23 protein-coding genes and 1 pseudogene are annotated in these 26,105 nt (G+C 69.2%); 12 read left to right on the top strand and 12 right to left on the bottom strand.

Annotated features, from left to right (window positions below; all coding sequences use genetic code 11):
* Positions 1–258: 258 nt before the first annotated feature.
* The 7 genes from OG510_RS37005 to OG510_RS36975 all read right to left on the bottom strand — a co-directional run bounded on the left by OG510_RS37005 (position 259) and on the right by OG510_RS36975 (position 7,684).
* The gene (locus OG510_RS37005) at positions 259–741 is read right to left on the bottom strand and encodes a Mov34/MPN/PAD-1 family protein (RefSeq protein ID WP_406134548.1); all 483 of its coding nucleotides are present in this window, start codon (positions 739–741) and stop codon (positions 259–261) included.
* Positions 738–2,018, bottom strand: coding sequence for a ThiF family adenylyltransferase (locus tag OG510_RS37000; RefSeq protein WP_406134549.1), 1,281 nt, complete (start codon positions 2,016–2,018; stop codon positions 738–740). The genes OG510_RS37005 and OG510_RS37000 overlap by 4 nt, the downstream gene beginning before the upstream one ends.
* Positions 2,012–2,596, bottom strand: coding sequence for a hypothetical protein (locus OG510_RS36995; protein ID WP_406134550.1), 585 nt, complete (start codon positions 2,594–2,596; stop codon positions 2,012–2,014). Before OG510_RS36995 ends, OG510_RS37000 begins: the two co-directional genes overlap by 7 nt.
* On the bottom strand, positions 2,593–3,567 hold the full coding sequence (locus OG510_RS36990; RefSeq protein WP_406134551.1) for a hypothetical protein: 975 nt from the start codon (positions 3,565–3,567) through the stop codon (positions 2,593–2,595). Before OG510_RS36990 ends, OG510_RS36995 begins: the two co-directional genes overlap by 4 nt.
* A 1,436-nt stretch (positions 3,568–5,003) precedes the next feature.
* Positions 5,004–5,342 carry an SAVED domain-containing protein gene (locus tag OG510_RS36985; RefSeq protein WP_406134552.1) on the bottom strand — a complete coding sequence of 113 codons (339 nt, stop codon included), beginning with the start codon at positions 5,340–5,342 and terminating at the stop codon, positions 5,004–5,006.
* Between the two features lie 14 nt (positions 5,343–5,356).
* Entirely contained in the window at positions 5,357–6,685 is a 1,329-nt protein-coding gene (locus OG510_RS36980; protein ID WP_406134553.1) for an IS630 family transposase, read from the bottom strand.
* 45 nt (positions 6,686–6,730) lie between these two features.
* Entirely contained in the window at positions 6,731–7,684 is a 954-nt protein-coding gene (locus tag OG510_RS36975) for an IS481 family transposase (protein ID WP_406134554.1), read from the bottom strand.
* Between the two features lie 162 nt (positions 7,685–7,846).
* On the opposite strand from OG510_RS36975, the gene OG510_RS36970 reads away from it, so the two are divergent.
* Positions 7,847–8,705 (top strand): IS5 family transposase gene (locus OG510_RS36970; RefSeq protein ID WP_371628382.1). Its coding sequence is split into 2 segments (ribosomal slippage): positions 7,847–8,202 and positions 8,201–8,705, totalling 861 coding nucleotides; the frame shifts between segments, so codons are not numbered across the junction.
* Here OG510_RS36970 and OG510_RS36965 read toward each other — a convergent pair.
* Positions 8,639–9,745, bottom strand: a complete 1,107-nt coding sequence (locus OG510_RS36965) for a hypothetical protein (protein ID WP_406134555.1) — start codon at positions 9,743–9,745, stop codon at positions 8,639–8,641. The two genes, OG510_RS36970 and OG510_RS36965, sit on opposite strands and share 67 nt — an antisense overlap.
* A gap of 809 nt (positions 9,746–10,554) precedes the next feature.
* Complete coding sequence (locus tag OG510_RS36960; RefSeq protein ID WP_406134556.1) at positions 10,555–11,043, bottom strand: GNAT family N-acetyltransferase; 489 nt, start codon at positions 11,041–11,043, stop codon at positions 10,555–10,557.
* 147 nt (positions 11,044–11,190) lie between these two features.
* Here OG510_RS36960 and OG510_RS36955 point away from each other — a divergent pair.
* Positions 11,191–11,703 (top strand): annotated as a pseudogene (locus OG510_RS36955) (GNAT family N-acetyltransferase); the annotation flags it as partial.
* A gap of 75 nt (positions 11,704–11,778) precedes the next feature.
* On the top strand, positions 11,779–12,306 hold the full coding sequence (locus OG510_RS36950) for an AAA family ATPase (protein ID WP_406142729.1): 528 nt from the start codon (positions 11,779–11,781) through the stop codon (positions 12,304–12,306).
* A gap of 837 nt (positions 12,307–13,143) precedes the next feature.
* On the opposite strand, the gene OG510_RS36945 is transcribed toward OG510_RS36950, so the two are convergent.
* Positions 13,144–13,923, bottom strand: a complete 780-nt coding sequence (locus OG510_RS36945) for an SGNH/GDSL hydrolase family protein (RefSeq protein WP_406134557.1) — start codon at positions 13,921–13,923, stop codon at positions 13,144–13,146.
* Entirely contained in the window at positions 13,920–14,486 is a 567-nt protein-coding gene (locus OG510_RS36940) for a PadR family transcriptional regulator (RefSeq protein ID WP_406134558.1), read from the bottom strand. Before OG510_RS36940 ends, OG510_RS36945 begins: the two co-directional genes overlap by 4 nt.
* Before the next feature lie 95 nt (positions 14,487–14,581).
* Here OG510_RS36940 and OG510_RS36935 point away from each other — a divergent pair, with 95 nt between their 5' ends.
* Complete coding sequence (locus OG510_RS36935) at positions 14,582–14,974, top strand: nuclear transport factor 2 family protein (protein ID WP_406134559.1); 393 nt, start codon at positions 14,582–14,584, stop codon at positions 14,972–14,974.
* 197 nt (positions 14,975–15,171) lie between these two features.
* On the opposite strand, the gene OG510_RS36930 is transcribed toward OG510_RS36935, so the two are convergent.
* A complete protein-coding gene (locus tag OG510_RS36930) occupies positions 15,172–16,200 on the bottom strand; it encodes a saccharopine dehydrogenase family protein (protein ID WP_406134560.1) in 1,029 nt (342 codons plus the stop codon).
* 111 nt (positions 16,201–16,311) lie between these two features.
* Between OG510_RS36930 and OG510_RS36925 the strand changes: the two genes are divergently transcribed.
* From OG510_RS36925 to OG510_RS36890, 8 genes are all read left to right on the top strand, one after another.
* Positions 16,312–17,298 carry a helix-turn-helix domain-containing protein gene (locus tag OG510_RS36925; RefSeq protein WP_406134561.1) on the top strand — a complete coding sequence of 329 codons (987 nt, stop codon included), beginning with the start codon at positions 16,312–16,314 and terminating at the stop codon, positions 17,296–17,298.
* A gap of 185 nt (positions 17,299–17,483) precedes the next feature.
* Positions 17,484–18,704 carry a 5-aminolevulinate synthase gene (gene hemA / locus OG510_RS36920; RefSeq protein ID WP_406134562.1) on the top strand — a complete coding sequence of 407 codons (1,221 nt, stop codon included), beginning with the start codon at positions 17,484–17,486 and terminating at the stop codon, positions 18,702–18,704.
* Between the two features lie 72 nt (positions 18,705–18,776).
* Positions 18,777–19,673, top strand: coding sequence for a TauD/TfdA dioxygenase family protein (locus OG510_RS36915; RefSeq protein WP_406134563.1), 897 nt, complete (start codon positions 18,777–18,779; stop codon positions 19,671–19,673).
* Positions 19,661–20,620, top strand: coding sequence for a 3-oxoacyl-ACP synthase III family protein (locus OG510_RS36910; RefSeq protein WP_406134565.1), 960 nt, complete (start codon positions 19,661–19,663; stop codon positions 20,618–20,620). The genes OG510_RS36915 and OG510_RS36910 overlap by 13 nt, the downstream gene beginning before the upstream one ends.
* On the top strand, positions 20,617–21,825 hold the full coding sequence (locus OG510_RS36905; RefSeq protein ID WP_406134566.1) for an acetyl-CoA carboxylase biotin carboxylase subunit family protein: 1,209 nt from the start codon (positions 20,617–20,619) through the stop codon (positions 21,823–21,825). Before OG510_RS36910 ends, OG510_RS36905 begins: the two co-directional genes overlap by 4 nt.
* The gene (locus OG510_RS36900; RefSeq protein WP_406134567.1) at positions 21,822–23,756 is read left to right on the top strand and encodes a phenylacetate--CoA ligase family protein; all 1,935 of its coding nucleotides are present in this window, start codon (positions 21,822–21,824) and stop codon (positions 23,754–23,756) included. The genes OG510_RS36905 and OG510_RS36900 overlap by 4 nt, the downstream gene beginning before the upstream one ends.
* Before the next feature lie 62 nt (positions 23,757–23,818).
* Complete coding sequence (locus OG510_RS36895) at positions 23,819–24,817, top strand: NADP-dependent oxidoreductase (RefSeq protein WP_406134568.1); 999 nt, start codon at positions 23,819–23,821, stop codon at positions 24,815–24,817.
* Entirely contained in the window at positions 24,814–26,073 is a 1,260-nt protein-coding gene (locus OG510_RS36890; RefSeq protein ID WP_406134569.1) for an MFS transporter, read from the top strand. Before OG510_RS36895 ends, OG510_RS36890 begins: the two co-directional genes overlap by 4 nt.
* Positions 26,074–26,105 lie beyond the last annotated feature (32 nt).

Raw genomic sequence — 26,105 nt, 5'->3', positions numbered from 1 at the left:
CTGCTGATCGGTGGTCGTCTCAGGCGACCCTGAAAACGGCTGGGAATAGAGCCTTCTGCCGAAAAGCACAGACCATGCCGAGGCCTGGGTGAGCGGACCTGGTGACGGGCCCAAGCCTGCGCGGTGAGTTCACTGTTATCGCGGGTGCGTACGGCCGGGTTGAGGACTGCGGGCGGCGATGGCGGGTTCGTCGTGCGGTGACGCGGGTGCCGGCCGGCGCGGAGGCCGGAAGCGCCATGGCCGGGGAGGCGGGTCTTCTCACCTCGGCCCGTCCACGGGGCTTATGGTGAGTTCCACGGGGGCGACACGCCGGCCGTGGCAGGTCCAGGCGGCCCCCGTCCAACGGCCTTGCCGGGGAGCGAAAACCACTGCGATGACGCTGTGAAAGCCCAGCTCGGGATCGTCCAAGAGATCTCGGTAGGTGGCCGTGTCGCGCGCGCTGGGGACCGGACGCCCGGTGGGGTGGGTGTGCCATTCGCCGACCCAAACGCTGCTGTCGGCCGCGAAGGCCGCGTCGGCGAGCGCCTGAGCGTGCACGAGATCGCGCAGGAAGTACGTGGGGGTGCGTACGGCGGCGGGTCCGGGAGTTCCGGCGTGGTGGACCGTGACGGTGTCACGGGTGTGGTGTCCGAGCAGGATTCCTCCGGTCTCGGTGGTGTGGTCGGCCGTGCGCAGTTCGGTGGTGATCACGCGAGCGGCCGGGGCAGTGAGGTGCACGACGGCCACGGGCTGTTGTGTCATGGCTCTTCGCAGGTGGGGCAGCCGGGTCTGGGTGGGGTAGCGGGAAGCCAGCGCAGTTCGGCGGTGCGGTGGAGGTCGAAGGGCGGGGCCCAGCCGGGTTGGCGGCGCAGTCCGAGCAGGGCGTGCTCTCCGGGCAGGCGCTGGTCGGGGTGTCCGGCGCGTTCGAGGAGAGTGGCGACGGCGCTCTTCGCCGCGAGGTGGGCGACGAGGTGGAGGTCAGGTCCGACAGCGGTCATCGGCCGGTGCCGCGTGCCGGTGCCGTATCCGGCGTCCAGAGCGGGCTCGGGGTCGACGCTGCCGGCTTCGGCGAGGGTTTGCCGCCGACAGGTCAGGCAGCCGTGCTGGGGCCAGGGGCGCAGTCGGAGGATCTCGCCGAGGGCTCCGTCCTGCAGGACGCAGGCGAGGACGGCGGTGAGGCCCGCTCGGCGGGCCAGGTGGCCGGTGACGCGGCGTGCGGCCACGCCGTCGGCCGCGCACACGACGAGGTCGGTGTCTGTGAGGAGGGCTCGGATCCGGTCGGCGTGCTCGATGACGTCCAGGGCCAGGGGCGCCACGCGCGTGTCGGGGCGCAGCTGGGTGAGTTCCTCGGACAGCGCGGTGGCCTTGGTGCGGCCGATGTGTTTGCGGGAGCTGGTGTGTCGGACGAGATTGTGCCATTGGAGGCGGTCGGGATCGACGAGGGTGAGGTGGCCGACGCCGTAGCCGGCCAGCGCGTGCGCGGTGGCCGAGCCGATACTCCCCGCTCCGATCAACATGACGCGTGTGCTACGGAGTTCTTCGACGGGCCAGTGGCCCTCGAGCTGCGGAACCCCGGTGACTTCGGGCTCGACCGACACCTCAAGCGGCTGGATGCCCGCACGGGTGACGTGCCAGGCGAGGAGGTCGGGCAAACCGCTTTCGGGAAACGCGTCCTTCACGCCGGGGGCGTGGGTGATGGCCACATAGCCGCCGTCGCCCGGCGTCTTGAAACCGCTGGGTACGGCGTCCTTGAACGCATCGAGCTTCAAGGACGTACCGCGCCGTACTCGCAGGAGGTACCAGAGCGCCTGCAGTTCGCCGGTGGCCCGGTACCAGTAGCCGGTGGGAAGGGAGTCGCAGCCCGCCAGCAGCCGGTTTCCGGGTGCGGGATCCACCGAGATGATGGATCCGTCCGCTCCGTCGGAGATGCCGCTCACGACGGCAAGGTCGTCGGGCCGGCTGATGCGCAACGACAGCCGGCCCGATGGGCCCGCGGTGCGGAGTCTGGTCGCGGCGCCCCTTGGGATGAGGATCAGCACGCGGGACCGTCCTGCCCGGCGGTGTCCGGCTCACCGTGCCCGGTGGTGTCCGTGGGTGTCGGGGGCTGGGCCAGGAAGTGGTCGAGGCGACTGTCGGTGACTATTCCACTGCCGGTCATCCCCTCGATCGTCTGGTGCTTCATCAGCGCGTACTCGATCCGCCAGCCGGCGGCCTTCAGCAGCAGGTCGCCAACGGACTCGCGGCCCGTCCATACGTCGTCGCGCAGGAGGCACAGGCTGGAGTCGCCGTTGACATGCCAGCGGTGCTGGGTCCACTCGAACGGTTCGGGCAGCGGGTCCAGAGGGAAGATCCGGGGGGCCACCATGGGGTAGGCCTGACCGTATTCCAGGCGTAGCCGGAGGCCGCGCTCGCCGATCCAGTCGGTGAGGTGGGCGGGCTCGGGCCGGTCGAACGGCCAGCGAGGCAGCATGCCCTCCCATCCTCCCGCTCCCTCGTCGCTGAAGACGAGGTGGGGAAAGGGGGCGGGGATCTCCTCCTGGTCTCGTCGCAGTCGGCGTGGTTCGCACTCCCACCAGGTGATGGAAGTGCGGGTGCTGCGAGCAGGTACGGTCGTCATCCCTGGGGTGCGTCCTTGATGGGGCGGGGAGTGATGAGCGCGGGCGCGCCGATCAGCGAGGTGGTCTTGGAGGCAGGGGCGGGCGCCGGGAAGTCCTCACCGAAGATCTCCTGCCACAGTCGCAACGCCTCGTCGGTGTCGCCTTCGGCCGCCGCCGCGCAGGCCTGGTCCGCCAGGTCCGCGGCATTGGCGAACGCAGCCGACAGGCCCTGGCGGTCCAGGTCGGGCTGGACCTCGCCGCACAGACCGGCCGGGTCCCACACGCCCTCGTTGACCCGGGTCGCGGCGGCGGTGAAGAACGTCTTCAACCCCTGGGAGCGGTTTCCGGACATGGGCAGGCACTGCAGGGCGAGGACCTCCATGACGAGGGACTTGACGCGTCCCTCGACCGGTGCGTCGAGCCGCCACTGCTTGAGCAGCCTGACCATCGGCCGGAAGTATGACCAGGAACGCTGGTGTTCGGCGACCAGTTCGATCAGGTATTCGGGGTTGGCCGGCACCCACCTGGCGCTGAGCTTCTCGGGTATGAGCAGCGAGTTGTCGGGCTGCCGCAGCGCGGTCATCACGTCGACGGTGAAGGCCTCCGGGTCGTCGGGGTCGTCGAGGAAGCACTTGACAGCGTGGTTGCGCAGCAGGGTGTGTCGGACCACGGTGGCGTGGGTGCCTTTGCTCTGGCTCAGCAGCCGGTTGACCTGGGAGCGGATGTGCTCGAGGGCCTCCTCCGCGCTCGGCCCGCTGCTCCCCCACTCAGGGTGCTCGTCCGGGTCGTAGACGACCACGATGTCGACGTCGTGGATGGGCTTGAGCTGCGTGCTGCGGCTCAAGGAGCCCGATCCGAACGTCTCGAGGACATCGGGCTCTTTCAGCAGCGCCTCCTTGAACAGGTCCCGGCGCCCGCGGGCCAGCCTCGTTTTCTCAATGTCCTCGTCGACGGTCTGCTGCAGCGCGTCGAATGCCTCGTCGATCCTCATGCGGTGTGCCTCCTCGGGCTCGCCGTTCAGCCCGGTGCACGCCCCGGACGTGGCACCTCTGTGGTGCGCGGCCGAAAAAGGACGTTCGCTGGCTGCTCGTTGCCACGGTACGGGCCCCCACTGACAACACCCTTCGGATCAAACCGCGTTGATCTTCAGGATGAGGTGCTGTCCCGTGTCTGTCGCCGATCCGGCTGCCGGGGGCAGCACGTCGGGGCGGTTAGGAATCTGCCCCGGCAGGCATGGAACGCTCGCCCGTAGAGCGGGATCGCACGCAGTGCGCTCCCAGAAGAGCGCATTCCGACCGACGAGTTGGGGGGCATGAGATGGCTCGGGCACTTGAGGCGACTTGCGCTGTCCCGGGAAGGCGGCGGCACGATGGTGACGGCAGCAAGCACGGCCGTCGCGCTTGGTGTCGTGCCGAACATCCTGGAGCAGTTGACCAGCCGACCGCGGGTGTTCGCCGTGGTCTTCGCCGGTGCGCTGGCCCTGATCGTCGTGGGATGGGGACTGCAGCGCCCGCGCGGCCTCGGCGTGGTGATCAGCCTGTATCCGGCACGCCGCACGCGGGCCTCGCGGGTCGTGGCCTTCAAGGCAGGCCTCCCGCCAAGCACACAGCACGACGCTGGTCGTCCACCGCGCGGTCCTGTGGCCAGGCGAGCCCTCCGCCCCACACCGATCGGACGTCGTCGACTTCGTCGCCCGGCTCGTCGACGCGCAGATCGAGGAACTCCGGGCAGCGGGAGCAGCGGATCCCGAGGTCGTGCTCTACGTGCTCGCCCACCCACCTGCACGACGGATTCCTTCTGGGGCGACGCCTGACCGACGAAACGCAGTCCGGAGTCAGCCTCGGCAGTGCGCTGCGCGCCGAACTCGGCCCCCGCCAGCACGGCCGGCTCTGCCACCACCTGGCATCTGCCGCCTCCGGTCCTCCGCAGCTCATGGACATCCCACGAGTTCCCGGACAGCAGCGCCCCCGGGTCGCGCGCTGATCGTCCGTCTGGCATCGGCCGCTTCCATGGTCGACGACGCCCGCCACGTGGCAACGACCGGTCAGGTCGCCCACGGGCCGGGACACCACACCGGCTACCACCTCCGCCCGAGGACACCACCGGTGCGAACGGCCCGTGCGGCGCCTACCTCGTCATCGACACCGGCAACGCCTACCTGCCCGACGACTCCGCGCTCCATGCCGCCGTCACCACCCACATATGGGAGCGCTGGCAGACGGCACACCGGCAGTGGGCAGCGCAACTCGGCGACGCCACCCCGGTGGAGGAGCTGCTGATTGCTGTTCTTCCATGGCCCGCTGCCGATCGCTGTCGCGTTGGGCTGACGGCCCGTGACCGCCTCACCCTGGTCTCCCACGACCTGCACGAGGCGCGCTGAGCAACCGCTTCACCCGGGCAGCGTGATGGTGGAGATGCGGGCGGGTTTTACGCGTCGACGACGAACGCCTTTTCATACACCTGCTGTGCGTTGACGTCCTCGTACACGGTGGTGGGGCGCAGGCGGTTCCACCGGTTACCCAGCAGCAGAGCCAAGCCCATCGGGCTAGCCTGGAAGAGGTGGATCGCAGGATGCGCGCGGCAGGCACGACGCAGCAGATCCCGGATGCCGACGGCAAGGGCGCTGGCCGTCGCCGCATCCGGGACGGAGTTGTCCTTGGCGCCACCGGGCGGGCGCAGCACCAGCAGCCGGGAGACGGGTGCACGCTGCTCCCGCAGGAAGTCCAGCACATCCTCGGTGGGGTCGATGGTGACCGCGATGGCCACGGCGAGCTCCGGCCCTAGTGTTCTGCGCCTGAAATCCTGGCGATATATTTCGCTAACGAGTTGAGGATCTCGTCGGCGCTCTTGGTCCATGTGAAGGGTTTGGGGTCCTCGTTCCAGGTCTGGATCCAGGTGCGGATGTCGGCCTCAAGCGCTTGGACCGATCGGTGGGTCCCGCGGCGGATGAGTTTGTCGGTGAGGTGCCCGAACCACCGCTCGACCTGGTTGATCCAGCTGGAACCAGTTGGTGTGAAGTGGACGTGGAATCGGGGGTGTCGTCCGAGCCAGGCTTTGATCGCGGGCGTCTTGTGGGTGGCGTAGTTGTCGCAGATCAGGTGGACGTCGAGTTCGGTCGGCACTGCCTTGTCTATCTTGACCAGGAATTTCTTGAATTCCACGGCCCGATGGCGGCGGTGCAGGGAGCTGATGACGCTGCCGTCTTCGATGTCGAACGCGGCGAACAGGCTGGTCACACCGTGCCGTTGGTAGTCGTGGGTGCGCCTCTCTGGCATGCCGGGCATCATCGGCAGGACCGGCTGCGTGCGGTCCAGGGCCTGGACCTGGGATTTCTCGTCCACACACAGCACCACCGCCTTCTCCGGGGGGTGGTGGTAGAGGCCGACGACATCGACGACCTTCTCCACGAACTGCGGATCCGTGGACAGCTTGAACGTGTCCTGGACGTGCGGCTTCAGGTCGAACTGCCGCCAGATCCGTCCGATCGTCGACTTCGACAGGCCGGTCTGCTCGGCCATCGACGCCCGCGACCAGTGCGTGGCATCACGCGGCGACCTCTCCAGCGTGGTGGCGACAACCTCCTCGACCCGGTCGAGGAGGATCGACGGTGGCCGGCCCGGCCGCAGTTCGTCGGCCAGACCTTCGAGTCGCAGTTCAACGAACCGGCGTCGCCACCGGGCCACCGTGGACACCGAGGTCCCCAACCGGCCCGCGACCCGCTTGTTCGACGTATCCGCGGCGCACGCCAGCACGATCCTCGACCGCAACGCCAATGCCTGCGAGGACTTCGCACGGCGGGCCCAACGCGTCAGCTGTTCCCGTTCCAGATCACTCAGGATCAGGAAGGTCTTCGGCCGTCCCGGCCGGTCGGTGTCCTCCAGGCCTTCCAACCGTGACTCCGCGAACCGCTTGCGCCATTTGCCGACCGTCATGGCCGACACACCCAAGTCATCGGCAACCCGCGCGTATACGACGCCGGGCTCGGCACACCGCAACACAATGCGCGCCCGAACAGCCAACCTCGACGACCCCTGCGACCAGCGCACCAGCTGGTCACGCTCGTCAGCGGTCAACACGAACTCGACGGAAGAGCGCCCCGAAAACGACATCCAGAAACCGTAGCAACTTAACGCCAGGATTTCAGGCGCAGAACACTAGGTGTATTGCCTTGTGAGGTTGGGGACGCGGCTGGCGGGTGGTTTGCCTGCGAGCGCGGTGTGTCCGCGGTGGTGATTGTAGGTGTGGAGCCAGGCGGGGTAGGCGTCGCGTCGTTCCTGTTCTGAGTGGTAGGGCTTTGCGTAGGCCCATTCGTCGGGCAGGGTGCGGTTGAGGCGTTCGACTTTGCCGTTGGTCTGGGGCCGGTAGGGCCGGGTTCGCTTGTGGGTGATCCCGGCCGCTGCCAGGGCATCGCGCCAGAGGGAGGACTTGTAGCAGGCGCCGTTGTCGGTCAGGACGCGTTCCACGGTGATCCCACAGGAGAGGAAGAATTCCTGGGCGCGGCTCCAGAACCCGGTGGCCGTCTCCTTCTTCTCGTCGGTGAGGATCTCGCTGTAGGCCAGGCGGGAGTGGTCGTCGACAGCGGTGTGGATGTAGCTGTAGCCGACACCTGAGCGAGTCTTGCGTCCCGCTGGGCGGCCGAGTGTCTTGTGGCCGCCGCCCTCGGGGATGTTGCCGAGCTTCTTGATGTCGACGTGCACCAGTTCGCCCGGGTGGTCACGTTCGTAGCGGCGGATGACGCGGCCGGTGGCGCGGTCCAGGTAGGTCAGGCGGGCCAGACCGTAGCGGGTCAGTACGCGGTGGACGGTCGAGGGCACCAGCCCGAGTAGGTAGGCGATACGGGCCGGTCCCCACCGGCGTAGGACGCGGACCTTGATGATGCGGCGTTCGGTGCGGGTCGGTGTCTGACGGGGGCTGAGGTGGGGGCGGCTGGAGCGGTCGCTCATGCCGGCCTCGCCCAGGGCCCGGTAGCGGTCTGCCCACCGCCGGGCCGTCGTCGGGGAGACCTGGAAACGCTCCCCGGCCCGGCGCAGGGGCCAGCCGTCCTCAACAACGCAACGGGCAACCCGCAGGCGGCCGGTCTCGGTCAGGGGTGCATTACGGTGAACCACGAGGGCCTTTCTGGTCGGTGTAGACGTCGCAATCCACACCGAACCCGGAAGGCCCTCACCCGTTCAAGATCCCTCAGCCGAGATCTCCCTCACCCGACCACAACCTCCCCGGACAGAACACCTAGGCCGTGTCTTCAAAGCTGTTTTAGGTGTTGAGGGATCATGTCGGTTGTGGTGCGTCGTCATGAGCTGTCGGATGCTGAGTGGGCTGTCCTGTCGCGGTTGTTGCCGAGTTCGGGGACGGCGGGGCGGCCGCGGTCGGATGACCGCGTGGTGCTGAACGGGATTGTGTGGAAGTTGCGCACGGGGTCGGCCTGGCGGGATGTGCCGGAACGCTACGGCTCCTGGCAGACGCTCTACACGCGTTTCCGCAGGTGGGCACTGGATGGCACGTTCTCTCGCATGCTGCGGGCTCTGCAGGCGGAGAAAGATGCGGCCGGGGACATCGACTGGCTGGTGTCGGTCGATTCCACGATCGTGCGGGCCCATCAGCACGCCGCCGGCGGCAAAAGGGGTCACCGAGGGGGACGAAGCGGGTGATCACGCCCTCGGTAGATCCCGAGGCGGACTGAGCACCAAGCTCCACTTGGTCTGCGACGGACACGGCCGCCCACTCGCCTTCGTTCTGACCGGCGGGAACGTCAACGACTGCACTCGCTTCGAGGAGGTCCTGGACGCCATCTGCGTTCCCCGCATCGGTCCAGGCCGGCCACGCACCCGGCCCGACCACGTCATCGCGGACAAGGGCTACAGCTCCCGTAAGATCCGCGCCTACCTGCGAAAGCGCGGCATCCGCCACACGATTCCCGAACGCATCGACCAGGCCAGCGGCCGCCTACGCCGAGGCTCACGTGGCGGCCGACCACCGCGTTTCAACAGGGAGGTCTACCGACTCCGCAACGTCGTCGAGCGCTGCTTCAACCGGCTCAAACAATGGCGCGGCCTGGCCACCCGCTACGACAAGACCCACGAGTCGTTCCAGGCCACCGTCACCATCGCCTCAATCCTGTTATGGATCTGACCTTTGAAGACACACCCTAGGCCGAGAGCGTGCTCGTCGACCTCCGGGGCCAGCACAGCGTCGTACCCGGCAGCGGACGACCACACCTGTCCGCGCTGGGCCACGGCCAAGTCGACTCCAGTCACCATGCGGAAAGCCGCGCCGACCACGAACGCGGGTGCCAGACGCAGACTGCCGGTGACGGCGATGGAGGTCGTGCCCGGCGGCATCCGAAACGGTGCCGCTTCGATGTCCGCCTGCAACTGCGCCCAGGTCGCCGGGGCAAGCGGACGCCGCTTCACGTAGGGCGAGGCGCCCTCGAAGCGGTCCGCCCAGTCCACCGTGTAGTCGGCGTCCTCCGCCATCGGGTCCGGTTTCAAAGTGGCGACGGAAAGCACCGCCCGTGACGTGCCGGCCTCCAGACGCAGAGACCGGATCGCCTCCCTGACGTCCGCCAGGGACAGCCTGCGCTGCCCATCGGCGACTCGGCGGGCCACCCAGTCCGCGCCGGCGTGCATGGCCTCCTCATCGAACCGCAGCCCAGCAGCGAACATCAGCATCTGCAAGTGCTCATGCAGGTGCATCACGTCCCGTGCCAGGTCGAAGCGCAGCACCTTCAACAGATCCAGCAGCCTGTCCTCGCTCAGCCCGATACCGGCGGCCCAACGGCTGCGCGCCTGCCCCTTCTTCGATCGCGGTCCCTGCTGCGCCGCCTTCGGCACGAGCAACTGGGTGCGGGAATCCCTCAGTGAGATCAGCGGATCCCCGGCATCCGGGGACCGGTTGCTCAACAGGGCAAGATCGACCGGAGTGCCGCCCCCGGCGAGTTGCTGCCAGGCCTGCGCCACCTTGCGCAGGATCGACGGGCCGCCCTGGTCGCTTGGCTTGAGCAAGTACTCCTCGTTGACGGGTGAGGAACTGTCTGCGGCGTACTTGACCTGCATGTAGGTGTGGGGCGGCTCCTCGCGGTATAAGACGACGTCATCCACGTTTCCCACGCCGTCCACCTCAACACCGACCGCCACCACCGGGTTCGGCACGCGCAGCGCCGCGTCACGCACCGCCGTAACATAACCCTGCCACGCGACCAGCCACTGGTACCGGTCACCGGCGATACGAACACCCGTCGAACTCGGGGCAGGCAAGTCAGGCACGAAACACGGTCTCCCATTCGAGCGGCCGCCATACCGCAGCCAACGAGCAGATCATCACCCGCGAACCCTCCCCGCGCCCAGCCCATCAACGCTGGAAGCCCGTCGGGCTGAACGACGGCGTTCTCGGGCCCGCCCGACGCTGACCAGCTTGCAAAGATCAGAAAGGGCGCAGAGCGGGCATCTGCGCTCCCCCAGCCACTGCTCTATACGCGTCAGGAGCACTGGATGCCCAGTCCATGACAGACGCCCACCGGCAAGGGTTCGTCAGCCGAAGGCATGCAGACACCCCTGGCTGCTACCGGAATTCTCAATACATCTGCGGGATTCTCAACAAGCCTGCGGTACTGCAGCTCAAGGTCCTGATCCGCACGGAGAAAGCATAGCGAGGCATCTCTCAGCCATCTGCATCCTCGCAGGTCAGAGCGATCTCTCTACCGCAAGAGAAATGAGAACTCATAGGGGTCGGCGGCGAGAGCGGGCTCTGTTCCGCTTCGCGTGGTGCGGTGACGCTCGGTCACGCCAGTAGGACGCGTTTGCGGAGAAGTTCGAATCCTGCGCGGCCGAACATCTGCTCTTTCACCAGACGGTTCAGGCGGCCGGTGGTGAAGCGCCTCCGATCGGACCGGCCTCCATCTGCTCCCTCCCCCTCCAGGACACCGGTTCGGTCGGAAGCCCGGCTCGCACCCCGGGTGGCCGGCCCGGAGAAGGGCGAAGTCCTACGACAGGTCCTTGCGCATCATGGTGCATATCGTTTCGTGGCGGTACAGCGTCCCGTCGGGGGCCTGCTCTTCCCACGCGTCCGGCCGGTGGTCGTAGGCGCGGTAGCCCAGCCTCTCGTAGAGGGCACGGGCACGTGGATTGCCGTCCTCCACGCACAGCTCGGCCTGGCACAGATCCCGATTCCTGATGCGCTGTTCCAGGGCCTCGACGAGAACCGTGCCCACGCCACAGGACTGCAGTGCGGGGTGGACGGCGAGTTGCCACAGCGTGCCTACGCCGTCCTTCGCCCGGTAGTCGACACCGCCCTTGGCGATCGGAATCCCGGCACGGGCACACACGGCCAGATAGTCGACGTCGCCGGACGACCCGCGATCCAACTGCATGGCGACATTGTTGAGATGATGCGCGGATCCGGACCAGCCGCACGACGCCAGATCCGCTTGCACCAGATCCCGCACGGTCAGTCCCAGCACGACGCTCGTCACGTGGAACACCTCCGTAAGTCAGCATCCTCCCCCGTCCCGAACCGGTGCAATGCGGTTTTGGCCGCTCCGTACCGTCTCTCTCCCCTCTCTCATCCGGCCCGCGCGGGAAGGATGAGGGGGACACGCACACGAAAGGGGTCGCATTCCGTGAAGGGCACACCTGAGGGGCGCATCGAGGGCGAGGCCGTATCGCTCATTCCCGCCACCGAGCACCACCTGCCGCTGCTCGCCGGATGGTTCGCCGACGCCGAGTTCGTCCGCAACTGGGGCGGGCGGCCTCTCACCCGCGAGGAAGTGGCCGCCAAGTACATCGGAAGGCGGCGTCCCGCAGTGGTCTCGTTGCTGGTGCTCCGAGGCGGTGATCCCGTGGGGTACGCCCAGTACGTCGCCTCCGGCCCGCGCGAGGGCGGTGTGGACATGGTGCTCCTGCCGCGCGCACGGGGTCAGGGGTATGGCCCTGACGCCGCTCGGGCCCTCGTCCGGCATCTCCTTGCCGTCGGGGGATGGGACCGGGTGACAGTCGATCCCGAAGCGGCCAACCGCCCGGCGGTCAGAGCATGGAGCAAGGCAGGCTTCCGCCCGGTCGCCGCACGGGGAAGCCGAGTTCTGATGGAGTGCAGGACCGCACGGAACGGCCCATCACAGACGGCCCCGGCGGACCCTCCCTCCGAGGGGCCCCGCCCAGAGCCCCACGGGCCGGCACCGTCAGGGCTGACGCGTATACCCGCGGGACTCGTGGTCCTCGTCGGCCCGCCGGCTTCGGGCAAGAGCAGCTTCATCCGAGCGCTGATCGCACGCGGGCTTATCGACGAGGACGCTGTGGTGTCCAGCGACGAGATCCGCGCGGAGCTCTTCGGCATCGCACCCACCGAGGCGCACACCGACGCGGCGGACGCTCGGATCTTCATGGAACGCGACCGACGGATCGTCGCCCGGCTCGCCGGTGGACACACAGCAGTAGCCGAGTCCACGAACGTGACCCCCCAGGCGCGCGCCCGTCTCATCGCCATTGCGAGGCGCTTCGACGCTCCGGTGACCATGCTGCGGTTCAACCCGGATCTCGGCGTGCTCCTCGAACAGCAGGCGGAGCGTGGCCGGACCGACATCACCACCGCCGACGTCCATGCCTTCGCCGCGCTCATGGCCCGGCACGCCGGCAGCGACCAACTGCGCTCGGAGGGCGCACACGTCGTTCACGACGTTCCCGGGCGTAGTCAAGGGGTGACTCCCGCCGAAGCCGCGCAGCGCTTCTCGTTCAGCTGACAGACCGGCCCTACGCCCGCGCACTCGTCTTCTGCCGCCCCCACGAATTTGCGCGGAGCAGCCCCAGGGCTTCCTGGAGGCGCGGCGAGGGGGCAGACACCGGCCGGCCAGGTTGGAAAGGGCTGAGTGTGTACATGGATAGGGCCCAGTAGGCTATTCCGCTCTGCTTGCGGCCGATCTGGCTCTAGGTCAATTCCAGTGCCGTCGGTAGGGCGACTGCTGCTCGCCGGTCCGGTGCGCGAGCGCGGCCACCGTCACCCACAGGATTCCCTCCGCGCTCATCAGTATGCGATTAACGCATTTTAAATGCGAGATGGCATATTTTCGGAGCTCTTTCTTCCTCGGCCCTAGCAGCCGCTGCCCATCGGAGCTGCACGCGGGGCGCTCTGACGTACAGGGTGCCGGCCACCTGTCCGGCCCGCCTGTTCGCCCGCATCATTCATCTGCGGCTACCGACGATGAAGAGGACCGGGGCGCGGCGCTGGCGTCGGCAGGGTGGGCCGATGCGGGCCGCCCTGCAGAGCGGCTGCGCGCGGCGATCGGTGAGGCGCGGCAGGCCGCGGTGGTCCTGGCCGTGCGGGTGCCTCGGGTATTCCGGGTGGGGGCGGGACGTGTCGCGGCGGGGCTCCCGGCTGGGGCGTCGAAGCTGGGAAGGTGGCGACGGCCTGTAGGCAGTGCACGAGATCAAGTTGCTGGGAGAACAAGCTCGCTGCGGTCCGGGCGTACCGGCAGTCCGCCGGGGCACCTCGCGCCGCGGCAGGCCGCGATGTGAGGCCGGCCTGACCGTGGCGGTGGACGGCTGTCCGACGCTCGCGGATCTGGCGCCCGAGGCGCTGGTCACGGTGCCGTGTCCCTGACCGGCAGCAGCTGCGGGCGCCGCGCGCTGCGGCCGTCGCCGGAAGAGCGGCCTCGCAGTCGCCGGCCGAGCCAGGGTCCCAAATAGGAGGAGATCCAGCCGAGTTCGGTCAGCACGGTGCGGGTCACGGTCGGCGCTCCGATCGTCGGCAGGGGCCGCCGCCAGGCGTCGTCGCTGCCGGGCAGCTCCAGGGCGTGGGCGACCGCGGCTGCGATCCGGGCGTGGCCGAGGGGGCTCGCATGCAGCCGGTCGGCGCTCCACAGCCGCCGGTCGACGAAGACCTCCGCCCGGTCCGTCTCCGCCAGGGCGACGTCGTGACGGTCGGCGGCGGCGCGTATCCGGGCATTGAGGGCAGCGACCCGGCCGGCGAGCGGGCGGGCCACCGGGATCATCCGCCCGACGTCGGGGAAGGTCACCGTGGCCACCTTGGTGCCCGCGCCGGACAGCGCGGCGAACGTCGCCTCCAGGTGCCCGGCGGTCTCGTCAGCGTCGAAGGACGGCCGCATCAGGTCGCTGACCCCGGCCACGACCGTCGCCAGGTCGGGGCGCAGGGCGAGCGCGAGCGGCAGTTGCTCGGCGTGCACCTGTCCGGCGAGCCGGCCGCGCACGGCCAGGTTGGCGTACCGCGCCCCGGGGTCGAGCTCCGCGAGCCGCTCGGCGAGGCGGTCGGCGCAGCCGCGCAGACCGGTCCTGTCGTCGCCGTCGCCGACGCCCTCGGTCTGGCTGTCGCCGAGGGCCACGTAGCGCAGGTAGGCCGTCATCGGCCGGACCTCGCCGTGCGCAGGTCGAGGATCTCCAGAGCGCGCTCGCCCCACCGCAGGTTCTCCTCCTCCAGGGAGATGCCGCGCAGCAGCGTCAGGTAGGGGCCGATCCGCTCGCCGTCCCGCAGGAACTCCTCCTCGGTCATGCCCTGCAGCAGGTGGGTGCGCACGCGCTCGTACCGGGCCAGCTTGCCCGTGGCCCACGTCATGCGCTCCTCGATGTGGGTCCGTACGGCGGCTGTGTCGCCGAGGTCCGCGGCCTGCACCTTCACCATCAGCTCGTCGCGCACGGCGATGGGCCGCGGCTGCTTGGTGGTGAACGCGGCGAGGCCGGCACGCCCGCTGTCGGTGAGTGTGAACAGCCGCTTGTTCGGCCTGCGTTCCTGCGGGACGACCCGGGCCTCGATCAGGCCGTCGGCGGCGAGTCGTTCCAGCTCGCGGTAGAGCTGCTGGGGTGTCGCGGCCCAGAAGTTGGACACGGACACATCGAAGATCTTCGCCAGGTCGTAGCCCGAAGCCTCACCCTCCAGGAGGGCCGCGAGCACGGCGTATTTCAATGACATCTGGACACCGTACAGTGATGCGATTATTTTCATCCACACCTATTAAACAATTTGCGTATGGGTGCATCGGGGCCCGGATCAGGAGAGGTGTCGTCATGCAGGCATTCCGCAAAGCCGTGGAGGCGAACGACCACGGGGCGATCGAGGCGCTGCTCGCCGACGACGTCGTCTTCACCAGCCCGGTCGTCTTCAAGCCGTACCCGGGCAAGGCGGTCACGATGGCGATCCTGCGCGCGGTGACCCGCGTCTTCGAGGACTTCCGCTACGTCCGGGAGATCAACGACACGAGCGGGCGCGATCACGTTCTCGTCTTCGAGGCGCGCGTCGGCGACCGCTCGATCAGCGGCGCCGACTTCCTGCACGTGGACGACGAGGGCCTGATCGACGAGTTCACGGTCATGGTCCGCCCGCTGTCGGCGGCGAACGCCCTGCAAGCGGCGATGGCGGAGCAGTTCGACCGGATCGCGAAGGAGGCCGCTCAGGGCTGACGGCGTACAGACGCATGGAACCAGCTCGACAGCCGGCTCGCGTTGCACGCCTCGAACGACCTGGCCCCCTGGAACCTCCTGGAACCCCCGTGGTCGCAGACGAGACGCGGTGGACCCTCATCGGCATCGGCTGGGACGCCGCAGCCCCGGGTCCCGTCTGTGGAATAAGTACGGTGCATGTAGGGGCAGTTGGCCCGCTACGGCCGCAGTTCCAGGGTGATGTGCGGGGACAGTGCGCGGAGGAAGTCGGGGGCGTCGAAGATCTCTCCTGCGGAGGCGACGCCGTACGCATGGGTCCGGCCGGTGAGGATACGGTCGACCGCCTCCACCACGAGCGGCGCCGTGACGGCATAGATGTCCTGACCGCGGGCCACGGCGCGGCGTTCGGCGGTGCCCGAGCACACGACGACGTCGACGAGGAAGGTCTGAGCGGACCGGCCTCGCTCGTCGACCGCGGCCGGCGTCGGCGTGTCCGGGGCGGCGATGTCCCGGGCCGCCTCGACCGTCATATAGGTGCGCACTTCGGGGATGGACAGGTGGCTGGGTACGGTCACGGCCTCGGCCATCGTGAACTCCCCGATGACGGGACGGGGGCCCATCGGTTCGGGGAAGGGCCACTCAAGGGCCGGCGGGGCATCGTCACGGTGCTCCAGCCTCCCTTTGGTGTAGAGGATGCGCCGGCCGCCCCGCCGCTGCCGGGAGACCGCGCCCGCTGTGCGTGTCCCTGCGGTGGGGTGCCAGCTGCTCAGCCCGTACGCGATGTGTGCCTCGTCGGCCGCCGTCCAGTCACCCATAGCCGCGGTGGCCAGCAGGTCGCCGAAGCCGCCGAAGAAGGCCATCGCCGGGACGATCAGCGCTCCCGCGTCCCGTGCCCGGTCGGCGAAGTGCGCGAAGGTGTCGATGTTGGCCTCGATCTCGGCCGCCACGTCCAGATACGGGATCCCGGCCCGCAGGGCCGCTTCGATCACGGGGGCGGCCGTCGTGGCGAAGGGCCCGGCGCAGTTGATCACGGCGGCCGTGCCGGCCAGTGCGCGGTCGAGCGAGACCGGGTGCTCGACCGATGCCGGGCGGGCGTCCGACTGGGCTTCTTGCGCCAGCGTCTTCAGCTTGTCGGCGTCGCGGCCGGAGAGAACCGGGAGCAGCCCACGCTCCCTCAGTTCCGCCACCACGAACCGCCCGGTGTGCCCGTAGGCGCCGAACACAGCCACCTTCTGGCCCGATCCCATGAGTTTCTCCCCCGCACTCGGTGATCCGCTTCGCTCTGTCACGGACATCCTGACGAAGGCTGCCCACTCACCGCGACTGTCTGGAACGCCATCACCCATACAGTTCCGGACATGAGTACTGTCGCGCTGGCCGTCACCGACGGCATGCTCCACTTCGAACTGGCCCTGGTGTGCGAAGTCTTCGGAGCCGACCCACCCGGCGGGGCGGACCCGTGGTACCGCCTCTCGCTCTGCGGACCGGGCGCCGTGCGGGCCGGCCGCTTCTGGCTGGAGCCCGACCACGGGCTCGACCGTCTCGCGCGCGCCGACACCGTGATCGTCCCGGGCTGGGCCGACATCGGCCAGGACCCGCCGACCGAGCTGATCGACGCGGTGCGCGCGGCCCATGAGGCGGGCGCACGCGTGGTCTCCCTCTGCACGGGCGCCTTCGTGCTGGCCGCCGCCGGCCTGCTGGACGGCAGACGGGCGACCACGCACTGGGCGCACACCCGGGAGCTGGCCGAGCGCCACCCCCGTGTGACGGTTGACCCGGACGTCCTCTACGTGGACAACGGCAGCTTGCTCACCTCCGCAGGCAAGGCCGCCGCCATGGACCTGTGCCTGCACCTCGTCCGCCTCGACCACGGCTCGTCGATCGCCAACACCCTCGCCCGCCGCCTTGTCGTGCCGCCGCACCGGGACGGCGGCCAGGCCCAGTTCATCACCACTCCGGTGCCCGCACCGGACAACCACCCGCTCGCCGGACTCCTGCCCTGGGTGATCCAGCGGCTGGACCAGCCGCTCACCGTGGAGGACCTGGCCCGCCGGGCACGGATGAGCTCGCGCAACCTGAGCCGTCACTTCAGGTCAGTGACCGGCACCACCCCGCTGCAATGGCTGCTCACCCAACGGATCCGCCACGCGCAGGAGTTGCTGGAGACCACCGACGACACCGTCGACGCCATTGCGGCGGCCACCGGTATGGGCACCGCCACAACACTGCGCCGGCACTTCCACCGGACGGTCGGTGTGCCGCCGGACACCTACCGCCGCACCTTCCGCGCGCGGGCCCGCCCCGGCCCGGACGACGGCGGGCCACACCGTCGATGCCCTGCGTGATCGTAGCCACGGTCGGCATACGGTGTTGTGCCCCACTGCCCGGTGTTGCCACGATCATTCATCCGGACCCCAGCAGAAGTTCTGACGACCGCCCCAGGAGGTGCGGGAACGGAGAGGGAGCGGATCGGGAACGGATGGATCCATGGTGATTCCAGTCCGAGTCACCGACCCGAGAGGGCAGCACCGTGATCTCCACCCTTGCTCCGCCACGTGCCCCGGATACCTACGCCGGCCTCCGCGCCGGACTCGACCGTCTGAGGGCGGAAGGCCTTTACCGCGACTTCGTCGCCTGCTCCTACCTGGCGGAGGACCGGGGTCACGCCCTGCACCAGGGGCGCCGTATCCAGGTGTGGTGCACCAACGACTACCTGGGCATGAGCCAGCACCAGCACGTCATGAACGCCCAGCTCACCTCGACCCTGCGGCACGGGACGGGCAACGGCGGTTCGCGGAACATCGCGGGCACCAGCGAGGCGCACGTGGAGCTGGAGACGCTCCTCGCCGGCTGGCACGCCAAGGAGCGGGCGCTGATCTTCACCAGCGGTTACGTGGCCAACGTGGAGACGCTTGCCACGCTGCTGCGGGCGGCGCCGGAGACCGTGGTGTTCTCGGACGCCCTCAACCACCGTTCCTTGATCGAGGGGGTACGGACCTCGGGCAACACCAAGCACATCTTCGCCCACAACGACCTGACAGACCTCGAACTGGCGCTCGCCGGGCAGCCGCTGGACCGCCCGAAGCTGATCGTCTTCGAGTCGGTGTACTCGATGGACGGCGACATCGCGCCGATCCGTGAGATCTGCGACCTGGCCGAGCGGTACAACGCAGAGACCTACCTGGACGAGACCCACGCGATCGGGGTCTCGGGACCCACGGGCGCCGGTATCAGCGAGGCGATCGGCGAGGACCGGGTCACCTTCGTCCAGGGCGTGTTCGGCAAGGCGGTGGGCACCACCGGCGGCTATGTCGCCGGTCCCGACGTCCCGTTGGACTACGTACGCTCGCATGCCCCCGGGTTCATCTTCACCACGACCATCCCCCGGGCCTCCCTGGACGCCACCCTGGCGAGCCTGGCCGTCATCCGCAGCGCCGAGGGCGCCGCGATGCGGGAGGAGCTGCACAGCAAGGCGGAGCTGATGCGCCGTCGGCTCACCGAGGCGGGCATCGGCCATGTGCCTGCCCCCACGCACCTCGTCCCGGTCCTGGTGCCGGGCGGTGACCGGGTGAAGCGGATATCGCGCCGGCTGCTCGACGAGTTCTCCGTCTACGTGCAGCCCATCAACTTCCCATCGGTGCCGAAGGGCGGCGAGCGGTTCCGCGTGACCATCGCCCCCTTCCGCACGGAAGAGCAGATCGACCGGTTCGTCGAGGCGCTCGCCCGGTGCCTCGCGGACGACCCCAGCTGAACGGCTTCCCGTTCCGCTGCTCCCCTCGCTCCCCTTCACGTTCACGTTCCTATCCGAGGAGACGACAGAACCATGACCATGACCGTGCCCGACACCACCGCCACCGCCACCGGTATCCGGATCAACGACCTCACGCCGTTCATCGGCGCCGAGCTGACCGGAGTCACCTACGAGGATCTCCAGGACTCCGGGCTCTGGGACAAGGTGAGCACGCTGCTGCACGAGCGGGAGCTGGTCGTCATCCGCTCCCTGGACATCACCTCCGAGCAGCAGATCGAGCTGGCGAGCCGTATCGGCCGGCCGAAGCCCTTCCTGATGGCCAAGTACCGCCACCCGGAACACGAGGAGATCATGATCTCCTCCAACGCCAAGAAGAACAACATGGCGATCGGTGTCGCCCGGGTCGGCAACTTCTGGCACCAGGACTCCTCCTACCAGAAGGATGCGCCGCCCTACACGATGCTGCACGGTATCGACGTCCCCGGCACCAGCGGCCACACGCTCTACGCCAACGCGGCCGATGTCTACGACCGCCTGCCCCAGGAGTGGAAGGAGAAGATCGAGGGGCGTACGGCGGTCCACACCGTCTCCAAGCGCCAGCGCATCTCCGACAAGCACGCGGGCCTGTCCATCGCGGAGTTCAAGGCGCTGGTGGAGGTGGAGTACCCGCCGGTCCAGCACCCGCTGGTGAAGACCGACCCCACGACCGGCCGCCGGTACGTGTACGGGGCGCCGGAGTACATGGAGCGGGTGATCGGCTTCGACGCGAATGAGAACGAGGAGTTCTTCGCCCTCCTGGACCAGCTGATACAGGACCCGGCGCACGTCTACGAGCACCGGTGGACCCCACGGGACCTGGTGATCTGGAAGTGCGAGCTGACGTACCACGCGGCCACCGCGGTGGAGCCGGGCGTCGACCGCACCGTGCACCGCGTGAGCATCGAGGCGAGGGACCCGTGGGCGGCATAGTCGACTTCGACGTGTGCTTCCCGTCCGCGACGGCCGACATCCGGGACATGCATCAGGTCTCCGGGGTGTCCGTCGCGGACCTGGCCGCCATCACCCACACCGAGTCTTTCCCGGTCCTCGCGGATGGGGAGACGGCGTCGGGGCTGGCGGTCAGGGCCGCGTCCCGGCTGCTGGAGCGGCTGGGGACCGACCGCTCGGCCGTACACGAGGTGATCTACACAGGCTCTGGCGAGTGGGACATCCCGTTCTGGTCGCCGGCGGCCAAGGTGGCCGGCGAACTCGGCATCAGGAACGCCCACTGCTACGAGCTCACCAACTTCTGCAACGCGGGCCTGACGGCGATCCGGCTGGCGGCCGAGTCCACCGGCAAGAGGCCCGGCACGTACACGCTGGTTCTCCTCGGGGACCGGCTGAGCCGGATGGTGGACTACGGTGACCCGGATTCCAAGGCGCTCTTCAATTTCGGTGATGCGGGCGCGGCGGTGCTGCTGGCGGATGACAACCCTCTTTTCCGGGTCCTCCACTCGGCGATGCGCACCGACCCCGGATGGGCCGACTACTACCAGGGCGAATGGCGCGACGGCCGGGTCGTCATCCGGCGGGGTGCGCACCGGCGGGGTCTCGCCTCCGCCTACGTGGACAACTTCACCCGCCTGGTCGACGAAACCCTGACGGTGACCGGACGGACCATCGGTGATGTCGCGTGGTTCCTGATCAATCAAGGCGACAAGGGGATGCACGAGCGTCTGCTGACGACTCTCGGCATCCCCGCTGAGCGCAGCGTTTTCAACTACGGACGGCTCGGCCACATGGGCGGAGCCGACACCCTGATCGCCCTCGACGGCCTCATGGAGGAGAAGAAGCTCCGTGAGGGGGACCTGATCCTGCTGGTCACCAGTGCCATGGGATTCAGCTGGGGCGTCACTGCCTTGGAGTACTCCGGATGAAGATTCTCGTGATCCATCAAGTGCCCTACCGCAAGATCTCCTACCACCGCGGCGTCGACCACGACCAGCACGAGGTGACCTACATCGGCCGGCCGGCGTCACTGCGGCAGATCCCCGGGGACCTCCGCTGCTCGCGGATCCCGATGGGTGAGGACGACGGCCTGGTGGCCGGGGTGACGGCCCGGGTGAAACCGTCCGACGGCTACGAAAAGGTGTTGTCTCTCTCCGAGTTCGGGATTCTGGAAGCGGTACACATCCGCCGCCACCTGGGGCTCCCCGGTCCGTCGGAGAGCCGTACCGAACTCGTCCGCGACAAGGTCCGGATGAAGGAGGCGCTGAGGGGATCAGGAATCCGCCACCCCCGTTTCGTGAGCGCGCCTCCCCCGTGCGGACCGCTGCCCTGGAGCGGGAAGACGGTACTCAAGCCCCGCAACGGGGCTTCCAGCGACGGGGTCATGGTCCTGGAGACCGCCCGTGAGGCGCTCTGCGCCTACCGGAAGCTGGCCGACCCGGAGAACTACCAGATCGAGGAGCACATCGAGGGCGACATCCTGCACATCGACGGACTGATGCAGGACGGCAGGTTCGTGGAGCTGGAGACCAGCCGCTACATCAACAAGCCGGTGGAGTTCGCCGGCGGCCTGCCGCTCGGCTCGCACCAGATCCCGCTGACGGAGGCACACCGCGGCCTGGCGCAGGAGGTGTCCGTCGCCCTCGGTATCGAGGAGGGCTGTGTCCACCTGGAGGCGTTCCACACGGCCGACGACGAACTGGTCTTCCTCGAGGTCGCCAACCGGGTGGGCGGGGCGGGTGTGGTCACCGCGCACGAACGCCGGACCGGTGTCCACCTGCCGTCCCACGAGATCGCGGTACGCCTCGGTCTGGAACGCCCGCCGTCGGACGAGCCCAGCGGCCGCTACCACGGCTGGCTGGCCTTCCCGGGCCACCACCTCCCCGGTGGTACCGCCGAGGTCACGCTGCCCCCGGGGCTGGCCGGCCACCCCTGCGTGGACCAGCTGTACGTGCTGCCCGCCGACCGTCCGCTGACCGCACACATCACCTACCAGGAATGGGAGTGCCCCGTGTTCATCGAGGCCTCGCACACCGACGCCGCGGAACTGGGCCGTTTTCTGCGGGTGTGCGCGGACAGCATCACCGTCATCTCCCGGACCCGTGAGCCGGCCGTCCTGGGGAGCGCCGCATGAGCTGCCGCCCGGTCCGCCACTATCCGACCGATCTCCTGCTGGCCGTGGAGCACGTCCAGCAAGTACTGGCCGACGACGTGTCGTCGCCGGTGGCCAGGGCTCTGAAGGAGGCCGACCTTCTCGAAGTCGGCGGCCTGCTGGACGCCGACGCGCTGGCCCACGCCCTCGACGAGGCGCTCGGCGGTCTCAGCCAGTTCCCCTGGCGCCCGCTCACCGACACCGGCGACGTCTGGGAGCAGACACCGGTGGGCCGTGTCGTCCTCGACGACGGCCGGGCGGGCAACACACTGCGGGGGCTGCTGCTGGCCTGGGCGGTGGGCAACGCCGTTCTCGTCCGTACCTCCCGGCCTGCTCTGTGGACCACGGTGACCGAGGCGTTGCGCGAGCCGGGTTTCCCGCTGCCCGCGGCAGAGATTGCGGCGGCCGGGGCCGAGGTGGAGGGCACCGTCGTCGTGGTCCCTGACCTGGTGGTGCTCAGCGAGGAGGCGGTGTCCGCCTCGGGTGAGCTGTACGCGGGGGCCGGGCGCCCCGGGGTCCCGTCGGTGCGGGTCAGGGTGACGTCCGGTCAGGACGGCCCGCAGGCGCCCGTGGCCGACATTGACTGCAGGTCGCCGTGGTTCCGGCAGCTGTTCACTTCCGTCTATCTGGCCGGCACCTCGCTGGATGCCGCGCGCCGCGACGACCCCGGGCGGGCATCGCGTATGGACGCCAGGGTCCGTTATCTGGTCGGGATGGCCCGGCGCACGGCCCACTACCGGGACCTGCCGCGGGTCGAGGGTGTATCCGGTCTGGCCGCGCTGCCCGTCCTGGAGAAGGCGGCCCTGGAGGCGGGGTCCCTGCCCCGCGCCACCGGTATGTCCAGCGGTGCCCGCCCCAGCGGCGAGGTGCTCCGCAGCGGGGCGTCCGGCGGGGAGCCGCGGTACATCGTGTACTCGCGGACCGACTGGGAGAACATGGTCCGCGAGGCGATCCCGCTCCTGCGGGCGCTGGGTATCCACCCCGGGGACCGGGTCCTCAACGCGCTGGTCGGCGGCGGGTTGTACGGCGGACTGCTGACGACGTCCAGCGAGCTGACCCGGATGCCGGTGGAGGCCTTCTCCGCCGGCCAGCAGGTCACCGCCGACCTGGTGCTGATGCTGGTCCGCGACTTCTCGGTGAACGTCCTGCTGGGCCAGCCCGCCGTGGTGCTGCCCCTGCTCCGGGAGGCCAGGCGCAAGGATCCCGGTCTGCGTCTGGAGAAGGTCGTCTACGGCGGAACCCCGATGACCGAGTCCGACAAGAGGTGGCTGCGGGAGGAGCTCGGCACCCGGTCCATCACGAGCATCCTGGCGGCCAACGACGGTGCGCAGATCGGCTACCAGTGCGAGGGGCTCGGCGGCACGCTGCACCACGTCAACGACGACTACAACCTCGTCGAGGTCGTCGACGAGGACGGCGCCCCCCTGCCGGACGGCGAGACCGGGCACCTGCTGATCACCGCGATGCAGAAGTTCGAGGGGCCGCTGATCCGTTACCGCATCGGCGACATGGGCCGGGTGACCGAACGCGACTGCGACTGTGGGGTGTCCGGGCGGGTGCTGGAGTACCTCGGGCGCAGCGACGGCCTGCTGAAGTTCAAGTCGGCGACCGTGCACTACGGCGAGATCGCCGCCGCCCTGGAGGAGTTCCAGGTGTCCCAGCTCCAGGCGGAGCTGACAACCAGGGAGGGCACCGAGACGCTGGTGCTGCGCACCGAGTCGCGGGAGGAGCTGGACCCCGGGGCTCTGAAGTCCTTCCTTGCCGGCGCCTTCCCGGCGCTGAGCGGCGATCACCTCTACGACGACGGCCTGCGCCTGTTCGAGTTGGTGGTCGAGTGCCACCCGGAGGGCGGGCTGGAGCGTAACCCGGTCAGCGGAAAGATCCGGACCGTGATCGACCGCCGGCTCAGCTGACTTCCCGCCGCCCCGCACTTCCCCTCCGCCCGTCCCTCTCCGCACAGTTCTGGAGCTTTCCGATGTCTCAGACCGCCCGATCCGTTCAGCAGGTCAGCCGCCCCCGTGGCCGGCCGACCGGTGCCGAGTTCGTCTTCACCGAGGAGCCGGTGCCCGTACCGCAGGCCGGCACCGCGCTCGTCGAGAACGAGCTCCTGTCCGTGGACCCGTACATGCGGGAGAACATGGACGCCGGGTGGGAGCTGTCCGCCCCGTTGGAGGGCCGCTCCATCGGCCGGGTCACCGAATCCCGCGCTCCTGGCCTGAGGGAGGGCGACCTGGTCTTCCACCGTCAGGGCTGGCGCACCCACGCCGTGGTGCGCCCGGAGGACGTACGCGTCCTGCCGCGGACACCCGGAGTGCCGCCCGAGACCTATCTCGGCATCCTCGGCGGCACCGGCCTCACCGCCTACGTGGCTCTCAGCCGCATCGCCCGGCTCGCCCCCGGGGAGACGGTCTACATCTCCGCCGCGGCGGGCGGCGTGGGCAGTGCGGCGGGGCAGCTCGCACGGCTGATGGGTGCCGGCCGGGTGGTCGGCAGTGCCGGCTCCCCCGCGAAGGTCCGCCTCCTCACCGGGGAACTGGGTTTCGACGCGGCGTTCGACCACCGCGAGGGCCGGCTCGCCGAACAGCTGGCGAAGGCGGCGCCCGACGGGATCGATGTGTACGTCGACAACGTGGGCGGTGAGCACCTGGAGGCCGCGATCGGGGCGATGCGCGAGTTCGGGCGGATCGCCTGGTGCGGCGCGATCTCCCAGTACGACGCCACCGAGCCGCCCCCCGCGCCGCGCAACCTCTTCGACCTGGTGGAGAAGAGCGTCCGGCTGGAAGGCTTCCTGGTACGCAACCACCGTGACAGGCAGGACGAGTTGGAGCAGCTGCTGGTGCCCGCGCTCGCCTCGGGCACGGTCACGGACCGGCACACGGTCACCGAGGGCTTCGACCGGATCGTCGACGCCTTCCTGGGGATGCTGGCCGGCGGCAACACCGGCAAGGCGACGGTTCGGGTGGTGGGGTCATGATCCTGCGGGACACCACGGCGCGCACCATGCTCGGCTCGATGCTCGTGTCGAGCATCGGGATGGGCCTGTACACCCTGGCGCTCGGGCAGACGCTGTTCCACCACACCGGGGATGCCCAGGCGTTCGCCATGATCTTCGCCCTCCAGGGGCTGGGGGCGGTGGCGGTCCTCCCCTTCTCCGGGCCGGTGGTCGATGCCTTCGATTCCAGGACCGTCTACGTGCTCTGCAGCCTGCTGCGGGCCCTGACTGTGGGCGTCATCGTGGTCGCCCTGTCCACGGGCGACGGAAGTGTCGTCACCGTGGTGGGCACGGCCGCCGTGTTCCTGGCGGTCTTCGACAACATCCAGCGCACGGCGTTCTTCAAATTCACCGCGCACCGCATCGCGGGCGAACGTGCCGTGGCCTTCAACAGCCTGATCGGCATCGCGATCCAGGCAGGCAGCCTGATCGGGATGGCGGCGCTCGGCCTGGTCCTGATGATCGGTACGGCCACTCAGGCCCTGCTGGTCGACGTGGCGGTCTCCCTGGTGGCGGCGACGGTGGTCTCGAGGCTGCGTGCCCCTCGCCAGGAATCGGCGGGACGGCTCCGGGACAGCACCCTGCGCTCGGCGCTGCCCGATCTGCTGCGCGACTGGGCGGGGCTGTTCCGCCGGCACCGTCACGAGGCCGTGGTTTTCGGGATGGTCCTGATGTGCGCGGGTGACTTCGTGTACTCCTACAGCCTCTCCACCCTGGTGGTGCCTCTCGTCGACGCCTGGCACGGCGGGCAGCCGTGGGCGATCTCGGCTCTGGAGGGCACGCTGGGAGCTGGGATGATCGTGGCGACCTTCTTCACCCGGCACACCGTGCGTCTGGCGCTGCTCCCGCTCTGGGTGTCGCTCCAGGCGGTGATCGCAGTGGCGCTCGCCTTCACCGCCACGCCCGCCCTGCACTACGTCGAGTTCTTCCTGGCCGGCTTCGCCAACCTGAACGCCATCACCCTGCTCCTGACGCTCCTTCAGCAGCAGGCCGGCCCGCTGGACAAGGCGAAGATGGCCTCCCTGCGGCTGCTGGCGATCGGCGGCGGGACCGCCGCCTTGATGCCGGTGCTGGGCGTGGCCGCCCGGCAGTCGCTCACCACCGCCTTCCTCACCCTTGCCGCCCTGCTCGTGCCCTTCGCGGCCTGCGGGTTCTGGGCCGCGTTCCGCTTCATCCCCCGCGCCGCCGGCGCGGCGAAGGACGAGGCCGGGACGCAGCCGGAGCTGACGCCCGCCTGAACTGCCCGGAGCGCGCACCGCTCGTACCACCC

Source organism: Streptomyces sp. NBC_01089 (assembly GCF_045162975.1).
Taxonomy (GTDB): domain Bacteria; phylum Actinomycetota; class Actinomycetes; order Streptomycetales; family Streptomycetaceae; genus Streptomyces.
Note: the sequence above shows the minus strand (reverse complement) of the source record. Positions and strands in the feature narration are given on the sequence as shown.

Coding starts and splice junctions, on each gene's coding strand:
- OG510_RS36925 (WP_406134561.1), top strand. CDS start 16,312: ATGAGTACTGTCGCGCTGGCCGTCACCGACGGCATGCTCCACTTCGAA.
- OG510_RS37005 (WP_406134548.1), bottom strand. CDS start 741: ATGACACAACAGCCCGTGGCCGTCGTGCACCTCACTGCCCCGGCCGCT.
- OG510_RS36940 (WP_406134558.1), bottom strand. CDS start 14,486: ATGTCATTGAAATACGCCGTGCTCGCGGCCCTCCTGGAGGGTGAGGCT.
- OG510_RS36895 (WP_406134568.1), top strand. CDS start 23,819: ATGTCTCAGACCGCCCGATCCGTTCAGCAGGTCAGCCGCCCCCGTGGC.
- OG510_RS36945 (WP_406134557.1), bottom strand. CDS start 13,923: ATGACGGCCTACCTGCGCTACGTGGCCCTCGGCGACAGCCAGACCGAG.
- OG510_RS36900 (WP_406134567.1), top strand. CDS start 21,822: ATGAGCTGCCGCCCGGTCCGCCACTATCCGACCGATCTCCTGCTGGCC.
- OG510_RS36890 (WP_406134569.1), top strand. CDS start 24,814: ATGATCCTGCGGGACACCACGGCGCGCACCATGCTCGGCTCGATGCTC.
- OG510_RS36935 (WP_406134559.1), top strand. CDS start 14,582: ATGCAGGCATTCCGCAAAGCCGTGGAGGCGAACGACCACGGGGCGATC.
- OG510_RS36905 (WP_406134566.1), top strand. CDS start 20,617: ATGAAGATTCTCGTGATCCATCAAGTGCCCTACCGCAAGATCTCCTAC.
- OG510_RS36990 (WP_406134551.1), bottom strand. CDS start 3,567: ATGAGGATCGACGAGGCATTCGACGCGCTGCAGCAGACCGTCGACGAG.
- OG510_RS36980 (WP_406134553.1), bottom strand. CDS start 6,685: ATGTCGTTTTCGGGGCGCTCTTCCGTCGAGTTCGTGTTGACCGCTGAC.
- OG510_RS36930 (WP_406134560.1), bottom strand. CDS start 16,200: ATGGGATCGGGCCAGAAGGTGGCTGTGTTCGGCGCCTACGGGCACACC.
- OG510_RS36995 (WP_406134550.1), bottom strand. CDS start 2,596: ATGACGACCGTACCTGCTCGCAGCACCCGCACTTCCATCACCTGGTGG.
- OG510_RS36915 (WP_406134563.1), top strand. CDS start 18,777: ATGACCATGACCGTGCCCGACACCACCGCCACCGCCACCGGTATCCGG.